Raw genomic sequence first — 15,418 nt, 5'->3', positions numbered from 1 at the left:
AAGCGCTGCGCGCTTGGGACTGAACCGCCTCGCTGCGCTCGGCGGGGGCCGCTTTGCGGCCCATGACCTCTCGCTTCGCGAGAGGAGCCCCTCCGCTTCGCTCCGGGGCGGAGCCCTTTGGGCTCCAACGGGACCCCAAGCGCTGCGCGCTTGGGAAAAGAACCGCTTCGCTGCGCTCAGCGGGGCCCGGCTTCGCCGGGCCGGTGCCGGCGGCCCTTCGGGCTGGGGTCCTGCGCTTCGCTTCGGACGGTTCGCGTCTCCGCTTCGCTCCGTCCCGAACGGCCCGCTGTGCGGGCCTGGGTGACCCCGTTTCACGGGGTCCGGCCTTCGGCCCGTTGGGCGTCCGCTTCGCTCCCGCCTGTTCAGTCCTTCCGGCTTCGCCTCCAGGACCACAGCCCGCTTCGCGGGCGGCTGGCAGTAGCTGAAGTGATTCGGTCTATCAGGCGGTAGGCGATGTCGTGACCGTAAGAGTCGGCCAGGTCCACCGCGCTCATCCGCCCTGGGGGTTGCGGTATCGGGTCGGCGCCGTAGGCCAGCAGTATCGCCGTGAGGCGGCTGTCGATGGGAGTCCCTGACTGGAGTGCCGAGTCCCCCTCCAGGTCAATGGCGTGCTCCAGCAGGGTCATCCCCCAGCACACCTCGTTGACGTCCGCGCCTTCGTCGAGGAGGCGGGTCAGCTCGGCATAGTCACTGGACTCGACCGCCTGGTGGGCGGGCGTCCAAGGATTCTCGACCACTAGCGTCCTCCTTCGCTTCCCGCTGCTCGTCAGTCATGTGCTCGGACGCCGACTATAGCATGATGCAGCATGTACCATTGGAGAAATAGCACCACACCTTCCAGGTACATCGAGTGAGGTTTCGCGGATGCCTGTCTACGAATACCATCCGGATGAATTGGCGCGGATTTCTGTGGTCAGACAGGCCCATGGACTCGTCCTGGGCGAGGTGAAGGACCAGTGGCAGGCCGCCTGTGACCGCGAGGAACGCGCACTCGCCGGCCCCCAGGAGCCGCGCAAGCCGACCGCGCTGGACATCGCCTCGTGCCAGAGGCTCGAATGGGCGCGGATCGTGCAGGTCATGACGGAGCAGCAGATGTCCGTGTACAACCCGGACGAGGACCGCCGGGTAGCCCGGCGGGAAGAGCAGCGGGTGCAGCGCATGGCCGCCGAAACTGCCCGGAGTGAACAGTCGGGTGGTGGACTGCCGGTCGAAGTGCTGCGGCACCGCGTCTACCGGATCACAAGCCGGGCGGCCGGCTCCTCTGACGAAGAGGACCTGGTCCGCCACGTCTTCGCGGCCTCGAGCGGGGCAGCCGTCGAGCACGCACGGCGCATGTTCGGCCGGCCCGGCAGCATCTACCAAGACGGCGACTACCGGATCACTTCCGTCAAACAGGTACTTCCAGAATCAGGGGAATTCTTTTGATTCAGCTCCGAGAACACCAGGCGGACCAGAAGTCGGCGTTCCGGAAATGGGTGGGATTTCCTGCAAGGTCCTCCGTGCCCCCGCATGGAGCGCGAGGCACGATCGTGTCCGCGACCGGGTCCGGCAAAACGATCACGGCCGCCGCGTGTGCGCTGGAATGCTTCCCCGGCGGCCGGATCCTCGTCACCGTCCCCACCCTGGACCTCCTCGCGCAGACCGCCCAGGCATGGCGCCTGGTGGGCCACCGGGCCCCGATGATCGCCGTCTGCTCGCTGGAGAACGACCCGGTGCTCAACGAGCTCGGCGTGCGCACCACGACCAACCCGATCCAGCTCTCCCTTTGGGCCGGCTCAGGCCCGGTCGTCGTGTTCGCCACATACGCCTCCCTCGTCGACCGCGAAGACCTTGACGCGCCCGAAGGAAAGCGGCAAGTCCGCGGGCCGCTGGAGGCCGCCCTGGCGGGCGGGGACCGCCTGTACGGACAGCGGATGGACGGGTTCTCGCTCGCCGTCATCGATGAGGCTCACTCAACCGCAGGCGATCTTGGCAGGCCATGGGCGGCGATCCATGACAACGCCCGCATTCCCGCAGACTTCCGGCTCTACCTCACCGCCACCCCACGCATCCTGGCTTCCCCCCAGCCGCAGAGGGGCGCCGCCGGCCAGGAGCCGGAACTCGCGAGCATGGCCGACGACCCGGACGGCACCTACGGCGCGTGGCTCGCCGAGCTCGGGCTCTCCGAGGCTATCGAGCGGGGCATCCTCGCCGGGTTCGAGATCGACGTCCTGGAGATCCGCGACCCCTCGCCCGTCCTCGAAGAGTCCGAGGAGGCACAGCGGGGCCGGCGCCTGGCGCTGCTGCAGACCGCGCTCCTGGAGCACGCCGCGGCGCACAACCTGCGCACGGTCATGACGTTCCACCAGAAGGTCGAGGAAGCCCGCGCGTTCGCGGACAAGATCCCCGAGACCGCCGCCGCGCTGTACATGAACGACACCTCCGACGCCGACCTGGCCGCCGCCGGCAAGCTGCCCAAGTCCTCGATCGACGCGGAATTCTACGAGCTGGAGGCCGGCCGCCACGTACCGCCGGACCGGGTCTGGTCGGCGTGGCTGTGCGGCGACCACCTCGTCACCGAGCGGCGCGAAGTACTGCGCCAGTTCGCCAACGGCATCAACGCCACCGGCCACCGCGTACACCGCGCCTTCCTCGCCAGCGTCCGCGTGCTCGGGGAAGGCGTCGACATCACCGGTGAGCGGGGAGTCGAAGCCGTCTGCTTCGCCGACACCCGCGGCTCCCAAGTCGAGATCGTCCAGAACATCGGACGCGCCCTCCGCCTCAACAAGGACGGCTCCACCAAGATCGCCCGTATCATCGTGCCGGTCTTCCTGGACCCGAACGAAGACCCGAACGACATGGTCGCCAGCGCCAGCTTCCGCCCCCTTGTAGCCGTATTGCAGGGCTTGCGTTCGCATGACGAACGTCTGGTCGAGCAGCTCGCTTCCCGCGCGCTCACCAGCGGCAAGCGCAAGATTCACGTCCGGCGAGACCAGGACGGCCAGATCGTCGGGGCCGGCGGCGACGGCGAGGGCCAGGAGGACGACGACACGCAGGCCGCCGCCGAAGCAGCCCTGCTCCACTTCTCCAGCCCCCGCGACGCCGCCACCATCGCCGCGTTCCTGCGCACCCGGGTCTACCGGCCGGAGTCGCTGGTCTGGCTGGAGGGCTACCAGGCCCTGCTCCGCTGGCGGGCCGAGAACGAGATCACCGGCGTCCACGCCGTCCCCTACGACGTCGAGGTCGAAGTCGGCGTCACGAAGGACTTCCCGCTGGGCAGGTGGGTCCACCAGCAGCGGAAGGCCCTGCGGGCCGGAGAGCTCGAAGAACGGCGCAAGACCCTGCTGGACGCCCCGGAAGCCGGCATGGTGTGGGAGCCGGGCGAGGAGGCGTGGGAGGCCAAGCTCGCCGCGCTCCACGCGTTCCGGCGGGCCACGGGGCACCTCGCGCCGCGTCAGGACGCAGTGTGGGGCGAGGGCGAGGCGATGGTGCCCATCGGGCAGCACATGGCCAACCTCCGCCGCAAGGGCGCGAAAAACGGCCTCGGCAAGAACGAGGACACCGCGACGACCCGCGCGGCGCAGCTGACCGCGATCGACAAGGACTGGGACTGCCCCTGGCCCCTGGACTGGCAGCGGCACTACCGCGTGCTCGCCGACCTGGTCGACGCCGACGGCGTCCTGCCCCACATCGCGCCGGGCGTCGTCTTCGACGGCGACGACGTCGGCAAATGGCTCCAGCAGCAGAGACAGCCGGCCACCTGGACGCGGCTCCTGCCCGAGCAGCAGGAACGGCTGACCAAGCTCGGCGTACAACCCGACCAGGCGCCCTCCCCCGCCTCCACGGCCAGTAGCGGGGCGAAGGGGCCGAGCAAGGCAAAGCAGGCGTTCCAGCGGGGGCTTGCGGCCCTGACGCAGTGGGTCGAACGCGAAGGCGCCCACCGGCCGATCCCGCGCGCCCACATCGAGGAAATCGCGGTCGACGGCGAGGTAGAGCCGGTGGCCGTGAAGCTCGGCGTCTGGGTCTCGAACACCAAGTCGAGGCGCGACAAGCTCACCGCCGACCAGCACGCCGCCCTCACGCAGCTGGGCCTGGACTGGGCCTGACACGCACCTCGCCCGTCGTTGAGCCAGGAGGTCAGCGAAGTGAAGGCCCCGGGACGTCGTGACCCCCGGGCCCTCACCTTCTCCCCCCGCACCGGATGGTGGTGCCACCGGTCACCCAGTTCAGGGGTGCAACGTGGGTCGCGAGCGAGGTGGAGGGTGTTCCACGGTCCAGCGACGGTCGATGTTCTGGCTAGGCGGAAATACCGGGTACTTCAGGGTGTACTGGGGAGCAGAGTGCGTCTGTCCATCCCACGGCTTGGGCTGACGCGGGCTGTTCGGCTTCCAATGCTTCCAGGGGTCGTGCTTCGGATGGTGAATCACGAACTGGTCGGCTACGTCGTAGACCACTTCCACGAGCGCGAAGCCGATGGCACCTTCTGCGTGCATCAAGTGGTCCACCCGCTTGAGCGGGTCGGTGGCCCGGGTAGCGGGGCTGGGCAGGAACAGAAACCGGTGAGGATCCAGCGGGAGCATGATGTCGCTCATTGTGGCGGCGCGCAGCTGGTCTTCGTCGTCAGGGCGGTTCCATACGGCGATTGGGGTGTCGCTGGTCAGCAGGCACATGTCGCTGAAGCCGAGCGCCCACGGACGGGCTGCCAGGGTGAGGGCCAACGCGGCGATGTTCTCGACGATGTAGAGCAGGTGGGGGTTGTTCTGCGCGAGCGTCTTTACGTCCTGCGGTAGGCCGGAGATGTCGGGTGCTTCGGTCTGCTGGTGGGTAAGGCGCTTCCGTTGGCGGGTAGTGCGCAGAATTTGGGCGGCCATCCACCAGGCAAGTACACGGCGTTGGTCCGGACCCAGCGGCCAGTTCGGCGTGAGCGCCCATTCTGGGTCGTCCAGAAGGATCTTCAGTACGGTGTCGGCGCGTCCCTCAAGGTAGGTAAACAGCTCCTCGACAGCGTGGTGGGGAACACCCTCGGCATTGATCCCCCAGTAGTAGCCGGTCTCGGCGGCGATACCAGTAGGCGTCACGGTGAACGACTCGTCGATCTTGTCGAGTCGACGCACTTTCAACTCGTACTTGCGGCGTGCTATGTGTTGAGCAAAGTGCTTCAGGTACATCTGAGGCACTGTGTGATCGCGAGTTCCCCCGGCCTTGGCCGCGCGCTTCCCCGACGATGCCTTACCCACCTGCTCCCCTTCCGTCCATGGCTTCTGTCCTCCCTACACGGAGCCGAGCCCCTGATTCCGAGGCTTCGAGTCGCCGGCGTCAGCTGAGCCCGGTTCTAGAAGGAGGTCTCCGCCCCGCGTGTTGGCTGGAGTCCGTTTCACAGCTTGTGCACCTCGTCGGCGCCACCAGGTGACACAGTGGTCCCACGGTAACCGCCGAAGCGGGAGGGGAGACCATGACCGGTGACGAGACACAGTTCGTCGTGGCAGGCAAGGACATCGGGCCGTTTGTGCTGCGATGGCTCGCGGAGGTGGACCCCCTCGACAACACGTCAGATTCCCTCCTCCAGCACGCGGTACAGGAAAGAGACCCCAGGCAGCAGGGCTTCTATGGATCCGCTTACGTCATGTCGAAAATCGCTCCCCGAGTATGGGGCGATCAAGGGACTGACGACGAACTCCTTATGTTCGCCGTGATCGCAACCTACAAGCGGTCGAAGCCGCACGGCTGGGAGGGGGTCCGTGCACACACGGAACAAGCATTCGCCTACATGCGCAAGGTGGGTGAAGTCGAGGCAGCACGGCGCCTGCGTGCCGAAGTAGCGAAGGAGGCGAGCGACGAGGCAGTTTCTGCCCAAAAAGCGTTTCACCAACGCATGGACATTTCGCCGCTCAGTCCCATGGCACAAGCGGCCCACGATCAGGAGATGGCACAAGGCAGTCATAGGGATCTCCGTGCAGCCGACGCGCTGGACCCTCGCGGCACCACGGCATTCTGAAACCTATAGAGATCCTGCCCGTCATGACCGTAACCACAGATTTTCCAAGCAGGCCCGGTCCACGACCGGGGGCCACCGGATCCGCTCCCTCGTCGTACCGCTACATGTGCCCGTTTCGGACGCCGGACCCTCTTGGCAGAGGTCAGGAGCTCCTCTGAGCGACGGCGGCGCAGAACGCCTGATCCATCAGTTCGCCCCCTCCACAGATTGCCAGGGCGCTGCGGGCCGCGTACGAGCGCAACGGCGTTCCCGCCCCTACGCAAGCGCGGGCCCGGCACTCCGCCTTCGGAATGCCGGGCCCGAGGGGCGGCCCGGTCGTACTGCCCCAGAGCGCTCTGGGCACCGGTCCTGACCCGCGCACCCATGTCGGCGCGGACTGATCACGACCCTAGCCCGACCAGCTTTCCCCCGATGCCCGAAGAGCGGAAAGGGGGGCTTCGGCCGTCCTCGGTACTGCGCGCCGAGAGCCTCGTCATACCGGCGTTCAAGGCGGAGCGAATCCTGCCCGGGGTGGTCGGGGTGGCGAGTACGGTCGGGAGCACGGGGTGCGGTCCTGGCCAGCAGGGGCCGCGACGGGGGCCGTACCCCGGTCCTGGAACGATCCGGCCGTCCGCCGCCGGCCCGGTCCCCTGCCCCGGCCTCGAACAGGCTCCTCTTCACCCCGGCTATCGCGTGGTCAAAGAGGTGTCGTTTTCCGAACCAGGCTTGCCCACAGGGGCTGACCTGGGAAAACGGAGGTCAGGCGTTTTCGGGGGGTCCCACCGCCGGTCACACTCCCGGTCCCCCGTTGAAAGCAACCCTCCAGCCCCCTATGCATGCAACCTCCGGTGCAACCCCCATGCGGCCCACACCGGCCCGTGCGGCGTCAGGCCGGACCACGCTGGGCAAGCCTCCCGACATGCGTGCGGCAGTAGGCCGGTCGTACGGCGTTGTTGGCTGGCCGGACTCTTGCGTCCGGTCGAGGGCTGCCCGACCGTTTGGGGATCTGTTGTGCAGCGCGGGGGGAGTATGGGCTTGGGGAACAACCGGGTGCGGCTCAGCGGCGGTACGGCGTGGCAGACGGACTTCCGTCGCCGGACCACAGGCCGGGCCCCCAGGACCGCGATGGAGATCGCCACGGTCCGCCGCACGCTGAACCACACCCTGACCGAACTGAAGCGGGCCATCGACCAGCACGCGGTCGCGGTCGCCGCCGACCTGTACGCGCTGGCGTGGCAGCAGGCGGCCGGAGCTCCACCGAGCGAGACCCGCGAGCAGCGGGCCCAGCTGAAAGACCTGAAAGAGATCCTGGGCTCCCGCCGGTGGCAGGAGGAAGAGCGCCGCCAGGCCGCCTCGGCTCCGCCGACGTCCGTGCCGCCGCCCCAGACCAAGCCAGCCGTCGCCGCGCCCTGGGCAAGGCCGAGCGCCGCCCGGGCCAGCGAACCCGTCGTCCGGTCGTCGGGCCGGAGGATCACACCGTCGGCGACACCCCGGCGCTCCTCCGCACCGCCTCGGCCTCCTGTCCCGGTATCGGTGCCCATACCGGTTCCGGCCCCGGACCTGACGCCGGTCGTGGCGCCGGTCGTGACGGTTCGCACTCCCCGCAGGGAACAGCCGGCGCTCCTGGAAAGGGGGCAGCTGTGGGAGTTCGCGACCGAGCTGCGGCCCCTGCTGGAGCAGACCGCCCAGGCCGGCTCCACCACGACCTGGCCCCAGATCCACAAGCGCATGCCGTCCCTGCCCCGTCTCCACGCCGACGACCAGTGCGTCCTGTTGTGGCTGGTCGACGAAGACGGCAAAAGGGGAGAACCGCTCCTGTCCGCGCTCGTCACGGTCGGAGACCGGCAGATGCACCCCCGGTTCCCCGCCGTGGCCGAACAACTCGGCTGGAAGCTCCCGTCCGGTACGCGCCCGAACAGCTCGTGGAGCTACGAGGTCCTCAAAGTCCACCAGCACTGGCGCCACCGACGCTGACCCCCCGCGGGCCCGTGGCTCTGGGCAAGCCCGTCGTGCGGCCGGGCTTGCCCAGGGTCGCCTAAGGCTTGCCCGGACGCTCCGGCTTCTTCGTCCTTCACCCCCCACACGGGATACGCCCGCCCGGTGCCATGGCAGTGGCGGCACGATCCGTCGCCTCCGCAGGAGCCGTGGGCGTTGATGTTGTCGACGGCATCGCGCAGGAGCCGGGCGAGGCCGTCGACGTGACCGGCGTGGAGGGCGAGCTGGTGGCGCTTGCCGACCATGATCTCCAGCGCAGTCCCGGGCGTGGCAGTACCCAGCCCGTAGGTGATGTCGCGGGTGACCGTCGTGATCAGTTGGTGGAGCTGGCTCATCGTCTCCCCGCCTGACAGCTCCACTCGCGCGGTGAAGGCGATGTCGTCGGGCTGGGTGAGGGAGAGGAACGCGTCGGGGTGGTCGAAGGGTACGAGTCGGCCGACGGGCTCGCCGTGGGCCCCGTGGAAGGAGGCAAGGGCATGCCACATGTCTCCCGGGAGGCTCGGCACGAGCCCGGCGTAGGACTGCTTGTTTCGTCTCATGGCTCCGGTGTACGGCCAGCGGGGCGGCCTCTGCCGGCTCCGGGGCGCCGCGTCCCAGACGGTGCTGCCACGACCTTGAGAGGCGTCCCGTCCTGCGGCCCGGACGCTGGGCAAGCCCTCCGTAACAAGGGCTTGCCCAGCAGGGAGCGTGACCGGGCAGCAGGCCGCACGTGACCGACCCGTCTCCGGCGATCGGTCAACCAGCACGTCAGCGCCGTGACCGACCCGTGCAACTCCCGACCCGAACGGTGACCGGTCATCGGCCACCCGTCACCGGTCCGCCACGGCCTCCCCGAGAAGCCTTGGGCTGGCCGTGACCGATGGCGTCCTGCCAGCGAGCCCTGGGCGGGATGGGCAAGCCCGGTTCGAGGTGGCTTGCCCAGGCCCTCCCCGGGCTTGCCCAGCACCGGTCAGCGGCCGACGGGCTCGGGGTAGCGCCGGCGGCGCCGGTCCGGATCGTCGACGCCGATCTCGTACCAGGGCTCGCCTCGCTTCAGCCGCGGCATGGTGTTCACCCACACCGCAACGGTGATGCCCTTCACGTCGGCGGCCAGCGCCCGGCGGCGGTTGTCGAGCAGGTGCTCCTCCTTGCCCGCCAGGACGACGTAGAGCAGCGGGAAGCGCTCCGAGCGGGTGTAGCGGTGGCGCTGCCAGAACGGGTACGTCCCGCCGATGGTGCCGCGGCCTCCCTCCCAGACACGGTGCCCGGCGTAGCGCTCGTAGTCCCAGACCTCCTTCGCGAGGCGGGCCTGGGACATGGTCCCGTTGTCGAGCTCGAAGAGGCGCACCTCGCTGGTCTTGGTCGGCACGGCGAGGACGGCGTCGGTGTTGAAGGACAGGCCGGTCTGCTTGATGGCGTGGTTCACCTCCACCTGCCAGTCGGTCAGGCAGGCGCGGTCTCCGGACAGGACCGTGTCGGTGTAGGCGAGGATCATGTCCGTCACCGCGAGACCGTGCGGTCCGAGTCCGGCTCGAACGGCCTTCGCTCCGGTGCCGGCCTTCGGGCGGGGCGGTAGCTCATTGCCTTCGGCCAGAGCCTTCTGTCCCGCCACCGTCAGGTTCCAGATCTGGTGCTTGCCGTCCTTACCGTTCGTCTCCGCCAGCCCGAGCTCCGCCAACTCCTTCATCGCCCTGCGCACGTACGACCGGCCGTCCGACTCCTCCCCCGTGATCACCGAAGCCATCTGCTGCACCGTCGCTATCCGCACACACCCCAGCAACCTCAAAGCGTCAGCCCTCACCTTCCCGGCTGTAGGAGTGGACCTCTTCTCCTTGGCTGGTGTCTCAGGTGAAGTTAGAGAGGTGTCAGCATGCCGGGAGGCCCCCTTGCCGGCGGTGTGAGCTGCGGTGATGGGCACGACGTTGGAATCGTTCACGGCACTGGATACGGCACTGGATTCCGGGCCGCCCGCAGGGCGCTCAGCACCCCTTGACCAGGTCGGGCGCGGCTGGGGGTCAGGCTGTGCGGGCGAAGTGGGAGGGGACATCGGATCCTCGGTTCTCCGGCCGGCGGCCGGGTCGGTGAGCTGGACCAGCTCACACGCCGCAGCGCACGAACTGGTGGCCACCGTGGAGAAGACCCCCTTGTCCGCGGTCTGACCGCCCTGCCCGGACCGTGTCCCCTGTGCCCCCATAAACCCCTTGACCGGGCGGATATGTCCGTGGCGGGGGTCACATCTACGGCCCCGGCTTGTCGGGTCCGGCGGGGAGGGAGAGTTCGCCCTTCCGGAGCAGTTCCTCTGTCCACAGGCCCGCGGCCACAGGCTCCTTCTTAGGCCGCCACGATCAGCGGGGCGGCCCGTACCTGAGGAGCTCCCCATGCACCAAAGCAACCCCGATGCACCGGTCACCCCGCTGACCAAGGAGACAGTGGCAAGTGCCTTCAACTACCTCCGTGCCGTCGAGGCCGGCGACCTCCAGACGGCCACCAAGCTCGTCGCCGCCGAACCGCGGATGTCCGCGCTCCTCGCGGGCGTCGCCGAAGGGATCGTCTTCGCGGGAACCTCTTTGCCGGGCCCGGACGACGACGCACCGACATGGGACTCCTTCGCCCTGGAGACCCTCGGAAAAGTCTTCCTGCACGCCCTGCACCTCTGGCAGCAGTCCGGACCCGACGCCGCGCACGGCATCGCCCAGACGGTCAACGCCTTCTTCACGACGATCCTCTTCGAACCCAACAAACTCGACGAGCGCGACAGCATCGCCGACGCCCTGAACACCTACGAGTCGGCCGCGAGAGGCCAACTGCTCCTGGACGCGAAGGCCGCATCGGCTGCGGCCCACCCGGTGGGCAACACCGCCGTGTAGCGCACGCCGGGTGAGGACCGCTCTCATCGCCGCCCACAGCACCCCAACCCCCGCCAGCCATCACGTCCCGAGGCCGCCGTCGATCAGCTCGACGGCCCGTACCTGAGGAGACCCCGTGTCCGAGACCATCACCATGCCGCTCACCCCGATGACCCCCCACGCGGTGATGAGCGCCTTCAACTACCTCCGGGCAATCGAGGCCGGCGACACCGAAGCCGCCGCCGAATTCATCGCCGCCGAGCCGGGGATACCCGCGCTGCTCATAGAGGTCGCGCACCACATCGTCATCCCGACGACCGACCTTCCCGACCAGACCGAGGAAGCGGTGCCGTGTGACAGCTCGTTCGCCCTGTTCGAGCTGGGGATCTGCTTCCTGGGCACCCTGCGGTCCTGGCACGAGCAGGCCGGCGCCGACGCAGCCGAGGGCCTCGCCCTCACCGTCATCCGGTTCATCACACAGATCCTCACCCAGGACCACGAGGAAGTCGCCGACGTCCTGCAGCACCTGAACGCCATCGCCTTCGGCCAGGCCCTGGCGGCGCACCCCGCACCGGCCGGTGCGCAGCCGGTGCGCACCACCGCGATGTAGTGCGCACCGTCGCCGTCGGTGGTGCGCCCACGGTGCGCACCACCGGCGGCCGGTGCGGTGCACCGTGCGCACCGCCGCACCGCACCGCGCGCACCGCACATCGTGGTGCGCGACATCGCGCTGGAGCTCCGCACCGAGCGCGGCAGCACGGGGCGACGGGCCTCCTATCACACACCCCCTTGTCCGCGACCTGATCGGCGGCCGTGACCGGCTCTGTCAAGGGGAAACACCCCGGTAGCGAACCCGGTCAAGGAGAAACGTGCGGCCGCCCGGACCTGGACAAGGGGTAGGTGGTCGGCCACCCGAAGCCGGACAAGGGGTAGGCAGTCGGCCGGTGCGCACGATCCGGGAGGTGCGCTTCGCCTGCGGTGCGGACCACCGGATGCCAGACATCGTCGTGCGGGCGACTGCCGAACATCGTGGTGCGCACGGTGCGGTGCGGTGCCGTGCGGTGCGGTGCGCACGGTGCGGTGCGGTGCGGTGCGCACGGTGCGGTGCGGTGCGGTGCGCACGGTGCGGTGCGGTGCGGAACATCGAGTGCCCGGCAGCGTCGACCGGTGCGCGCGATCTGGGCGATGCGCACCAGGTGCGGTGCGGAGCATCCGATGCCGGACATCGTGGTGCCCGCGAGAGTGCCGGGCATCGTCGCAAGGCGCACCGGGTGCGATGGCGGACATCGTGGTGCACACCGCAGTGGCGTACATCGTCATCCGGTGCGCACCACGGTGGAGTCCACTCGGTGGCGTCCATCGGATGGAGCTCACTGAGTGGAGCCCGTTCGATGTCGTGCATCGCCACCGGATGCAGGTCATCGTCGGCTCCACTCGGTGGACGATGCGCGGCGTCGTCACCACAGCCAGGCGGTGGAGTGCCGCACCCGGGACAGGGCGCGGGCATCGCGGCGCGTGGCGGCGTTGCCGATCCGGCTCTGCCGGGAGCGGGGCCGGCGTGACTGCCCGGCGGCGAGGCGGCGCTTTCCGGCGTCCTGGAGCCGCCGCCGTTGCTTGCGCAGTTCCTGCTTCTCCTCCTCCTTCGACTTCAGTTTCCGGGGCCGCTTCCACACCGGCTGCCACTCCAGGTCCCCATCAAGGTCGGGCTCCTGGTCCTCGTCGAGCGCGGCGGCCATCTCCTTGTGGGCTGCGCGGGCTCGGGCGAGGGCGTCCTCGAGTCCCGGGATCTCCGGGTTCTCCTCCGGTGCGCTCATGCGACTCCTCCAGTGGGTGTTCGGCCCGGCGTCTGCTGCACGCCGGGCTGCTGGGTGTGTGACGGCGGGGACGCCGCCGGGACGGGCCGCGGCGCGGGGCCGCGGGTGGCGGCGCGCTCACGGACGCCGTCCTGGAGCTTGGCCGCCATCTTGGCGACCGCCTCGATCGTGGCGTGGGTCAGCTCCAACGTGGCGACATCGGTCCCGTGCTCCTGGCCCCGGCCGGCCTTGCGGTCCGTGCGCGACTGATACGGGCGAGACCTCGTGGCGTCGGGCACGACGACGATGTGCGGGCGGGTGCGGGAGCCCAGGCGGTCCGAGCGGCGCGTGGCGTGGACCCGGGCGGTCAGCGCTCCGGCGGCAAGGCGGGCCCGCTCGTAGAGAGGAGCGGTCCGCTTGCGGGTCAGCGGGCGCAGCACGGCCTGGTCGTCTGTGTCGCGCGGGTACAGGGCGCGCAGGTCGGCGGTCATCATCCGGCCCCGTCCGACGGGCCGGGTGTAGTCGTCGACGACGGTCTGCACGATCTGTTCGTCCAGGCCGGGCTGGTGGGGTCGGCCGCGCAGGACGTAGGAGAGGTGGCGGCGGGCTTCGGCGAGCAGGTGGTGGCGCTTGAACGCGCCGCGCATCACGTACACCACGGCCACGACGTCGACGGCCGCCAAGGCGACGTCGACCACCGGACGCACCCGCGCCCACACCGCCGCGGCTGCCGCCCGCGCCCGCTCCGCGAGCCGGTCGATGATGTCGGCGCCGAACGCGTCGATTGCCGACTCCCGCCAGACCGCCCGCAGCTCCGACAGCGACCGGAGCTCCTTGCGCTTGGGCGGGCGGGTCCGGTCGGCGGCCTGGCAGGCCAGCGCGTAGCCGGCCCGCTCCCCCGGCGCATGCCCGTGCTCGGCTTCGTACTCCGCCGTGATGATGGGCAGCGCGTCCTCGATCTGCTGGCGGCGGGTCGACTGCCAGCCGATGAGCCGCTGGTCGATGCCCGCGATCTCCATGACCGGGCGGCGGCCGGGCGTTACTTCGCGCGGCTCCCACGCCCAACCGAGCCGGGCGGTCACCTCCTCCATGAAGGTCAGTACGTACAGGGTGTCGGCCGCAACAATGTGGGCCAGCATCGAATCCGCCGACAGGTTCCCCCACGTGCCCTTCTCGTCCGGCCGCCGGGCACGGATCGACACAAGCGCATGATCATGCAGGAGCGGCTTGGACTCCGCGGCTCTGGACTCGTAGTGCCGGAACACCGCGACGAGCAGCCCGTCCCGGACGCCGGCTCGATGCTTGCCGCCGCCCTTCCACCGGATCTGCGCGACCGAATCCCCCAGCCACTCCAGCGTCTTGTCCCAGGCGATGTCCTGGCACAGCTCCAGCACCCGACGATCCTCGTCATCCACCAGCGCCCACGCGAGGTGAGCGGTCGGCGGGGGCCGGAAAACCAGGTGCATGCCGAGCAAGGGGATCCGCTCCTTGGCCTTGTCGGTCTTGGGTGAGCGGTTGTGCTCGATGGGCCTGCCCAGCACGGTCGCCCGCCGGGCCTTCGCCGGATCGTCGCCCGCCTCCAGGCGCTCGCGCTCGATCCGGTCGGCGGCCGGGTGCCGGCCCTCTCCCAGGAGGAGTTCGGCCTGCCGCTCGGTCACTACGTCCCCGGCTACCAGGCCGACCGCGGCCAGGCACTGGCCCTTCCAGATCCCGGGCGGGACACCGGCCTCGTCCTGAGCGTCGCGCAGCGACGTGCCCGCCCCGCGGTGGCCGTCGCCGACCATCACGCCGCGGAAGAGGTAGCGCCCGTCTCCAGGACGGATCGGTGTTTGGCTGATCATCGGCCCATGGAACACCGGGCTTGACCTGCACAAAAGCGTGATCCGGGGTCCTTCCCGCCGGGCGGGAAGCCATCAGGAAGTCTTTACCGTGGCGCCCGCCAGGCGGGCCGCCACGTCAGCCCGAGACGGTAGGCCGGCGGTGTGTGCACTCTCCCGCCATGACGATCACCAGGTACGGACAGCCCTGCCCCCTCTGCGACGAACTGCTACTCCTGGACGTGCTCCAGGTGCGCTCCGCACAGTCCGACTTCCCCACCGCCGAGCGCATCACCAGGCGCCGGTGCCCTGACTGCCAGACGGCCCGGCCCGAGCCGTGGGCGAAGGCGATGCGGGACCGCTACGGCGACGCCTGACGATGCCGTGCGAATGCTGCGCGCCAACCACACGAGCACCACCAGCCACGAAAACGCACGGAAACCGCCTCCACCGTCATTGAGCACACACCAGCGCGCTGTATGCCCGACAAGCCATCGCATCGCGTCACCAACGCCCTTCACCACGAGCAGCCACCACCGCCCCCGGACACCGGCCGGGGGCTTCGTGTTTCCCGGAGGAGTTCGCCGTGCCCACGTACGAGGCCCTGCCCCGCTTCACCACCGACCTGGACCGCCTCACCCCAGAACAGCGCCGCCGGTTCCGCCGAGCCGTCTCCGCGTTTGTCGACGACCTGCGCACCGGAGGCCCTTTCCGCGCCGGCCTTCGCATCAAGCAAGTCCAGCGCTCGTCCGGCATCTACGAGCTCACGTGGTCAACGGGCACTGGGCCTGCTGGACGCGCCACCTGGGAGTACGGGGCAGCACTCCGTCCCAGCACACCGCACGTAATCTGGCGCCGCATCGGCACCCACGACATCCTCACCAGCCCCTGACATACGGGGTTGACCGATCGTCCGGCACGCCCCCACGGTCGTCCTGGTCTACCCATGAAGGACTGAGCGCGTGCGGCCAGGCGGGAGAGAGCAGCCTCCACCGCCCGCTTCCTGCTCGTTATATTCCTGTGACTATTCACGCC

Annotated in this window: 14 protein-coding genes; 8 read left to right on the top strand and 6 right to left on the bottom strand. The window is 69.4% G+C overall.

What is annotated here, in order from left to right:
* Nucleotides 1-362: 362 nt before the first annotated feature.
* The gene (locus OG435_RS47845) at nucleotides 363-737 is read right to left on the bottom strand and encodes an ankyrin repeat domain-containing protein (RefSeq protein WP_266887990.1); all 375 of its coding nucleotides are present in this window, start codon (nucleotides 735-737) and stop codon (nucleotides 363-365) included.
* Between the two features lie 127 nt (nucleotides 738-864).
* On the opposite strand from OG435_RS47845, the gene OG435_RS47840 reads away from it, so the two are divergent.
* Together OG435_RS47840 and OG435_RS47835 are read left to right on the top strand one after the other, a co-directional pair.
* Entirely contained in the window at nucleotides 865-1,425 is a 561-nt protein-coding gene (locus tag OG435_RS47840; RefSeq protein WP_266887988.1) for a hypothetical protein, read from the top strand.
* Nucleotides 1,422-4,085 carry a DEAD/DEAH box helicase gene (locus OG435_RS47835; RefSeq protein WP_266887986.1) on the top strand — a complete coding sequence of 888 codons (2,664 nt, stop codon included), beginning with the start codon at nucleotides 1,422-1,424 and terminating at the stop codon, nucleotides 4,083-4,085. The genes OG435_RS47840 and OG435_RS47835 overlap by 4 nt, the downstream gene beginning before the upstream one ends.
* Before the next feature lie 120 nt (nucleotides 4,086-4,205).
* Here OG435_RS47835 and OG435_RS47830 read toward each other — a convergent pair whose 3' ends face one another.
* On the bottom strand, nucleotides 4,206-5,156 hold the full coding sequence (locus tag OG435_RS47830) for a DUF4238 domain-containing protein (protein WP_266888012.1): 951 nt from the start codon (nucleotides 5,154-5,156) through the stop codon (nucleotides 4,206-4,208).
* A gap of 275 nt (nucleotides 5,157-5,431) precedes the next feature.
* Here OG435_RS47830 and OG435_RS47825 point away from each other — a divergent pair, with 275 nt between their 5' ends.
* The gene (locus tag OG435_RS47825; protein WP_266887984.1) at nucleotides 5,432-5,974 is read left to right on the top strand and encodes a hypothetical protein; all 543 of its coding nucleotides are present in this window, start codon (nucleotides 5,432-5,434) and stop codon (nucleotides 5,972-5,974) included.
* A 1,014-nt stretch (nucleotides 5,975-6,988) separates the two neighbouring features.
* Nucleotides 6,989-7,927, top strand: coding sequence for a hypothetical protein (locus OG435_RS47820; RefSeq protein ID WP_266887982.1), 939 nt, complete (start codon nucleotides 6,989-6,991; stop codon nucleotides 7,925-7,927).
* On the opposite strand, the gene OG435_RS47815 is transcribed toward OG435_RS47820, so the two are convergent.
* Together OG435_RS47815 and OG435_RS47810 are read right to left on the bottom strand one after the other, a co-directional pair.
* Nucleotides 7,882-8,487, bottom strand: a complete 606-nt coding sequence (locus OG435_RS47815) for a hypothetical protein (RefSeq protein ID WP_266887980.1) — start codon at nucleotides 8,485-8,487, stop codon at nucleotides 7,882-7,884. The genes OG435_RS47820 and OG435_RS47815 overlap by 46 nt on opposite strands.
* Before the next feature lie 410 nt (nucleotides 8,488-8,897).
* Nucleotides 8,898-9,974, bottom strand: a complete 1,077-nt coding sequence (locus OG435_RS47810) for a replication-relaxation family protein (RefSeq protein ID WP_266887978.1) — start codon at nucleotides 9,972-9,974, stop codon at nucleotides 8,898-8,900.
* A gap of 331 nt (nucleotides 9,975-10,305) precedes the next feature.
* Here OG435_RS47810 and OG435_RS47805 point away from each other — a divergent pair, with 331 nt between their 5' ends.
* On the top strand, nucleotides 10,306-10,794 hold the full coding sequence (locus OG435_RS47805) for a hypothetical protein (protein WP_266887977.1): 489 nt from the start codon (nucleotides 10,306-10,308) through the stop codon (nucleotides 10,792-10,794).
* Between the two features lie 115 nt (nucleotides 10,795-10,909).
* The gene (locus OG435_RS47800; RefSeq protein WP_266887975.1) at nucleotides 10,910-11,383 is read left to right on the top strand and encodes a hypothetical protein; all 474 of its coding nucleotides are present in this window, start codon (nucleotides 10,910-10,912) and stop codon (nucleotides 11,381-11,383) included.
* A gap of 847 nt (nucleotides 11,384-12,230) precedes the next feature.
* On the opposite strand, the gene OG435_RS47795 is transcribed toward OG435_RS47800, so the two are convergent.
* Nucleotides 12,231-12,587, bottom strand: a complete 357-nt coding sequence (locus OG435_RS47795) for a hypothetical protein (RefSeq protein WP_266887973.1) — start codon at nucleotides 12,585-12,587, stop codon at nucleotides 12,231-12,233.
* Complete coding sequence (gene mobF / locus OG435_RS47790) at nucleotides 12,584-14,407, bottom strand: MobF family relaxase (RefSeq protein ID WP_266887971.1); 1,824 nt, start codon at nucleotides 14,405-14,407, stop codon at nucleotides 12,584-12,586. Before mobF ends, OG435_RS47795 begins: the two co-directional genes overlap by 4 nt.
* A 158-nt stretch (nucleotides 14,408-14,565) precedes the next feature.
* Between mobF and OG435_RS47785 the strand changes: the two genes are divergently transcribed.
* Complete coding sequence (locus OG435_RS47785) at nucleotides 14,566-14,760, top strand: hypothetical protein (protein WP_266887969.1); 195 nt, start codon at nucleotides 14,566-14,568, stop codon at nucleotides 14,758-14,760.
* 209 nt (nucleotides 14,761-14,969) lie between these two features.
* Nucleotides 14,970-15,275, top strand: a complete 306-nt coding sequence (locus tag OG435_RS47780) for a hypothetical protein (protein ID WP_266887967.1) — start codon at nucleotides 14,970-14,972, stop codon at nucleotides 15,273-15,275.
* Nucleotides 15,276-15,418: the final 143 nt, after the last annotated feature.

Origin of the sequence: Streptomyces sp. NBC_01264 (assembly GCF_026340675.1) — a bacterium.
Classification (GTDB): domain Bacteria; phylum Actinomycetota; class Actinomycetes; order Streptomycetales; family Streptomycetaceae; genus Streptomyces.
The sequence above is the reverse complement of the archived record's forward strand: the minus strand, read 5'-3'. Positions and strand labels throughout refer to the sequence as shown.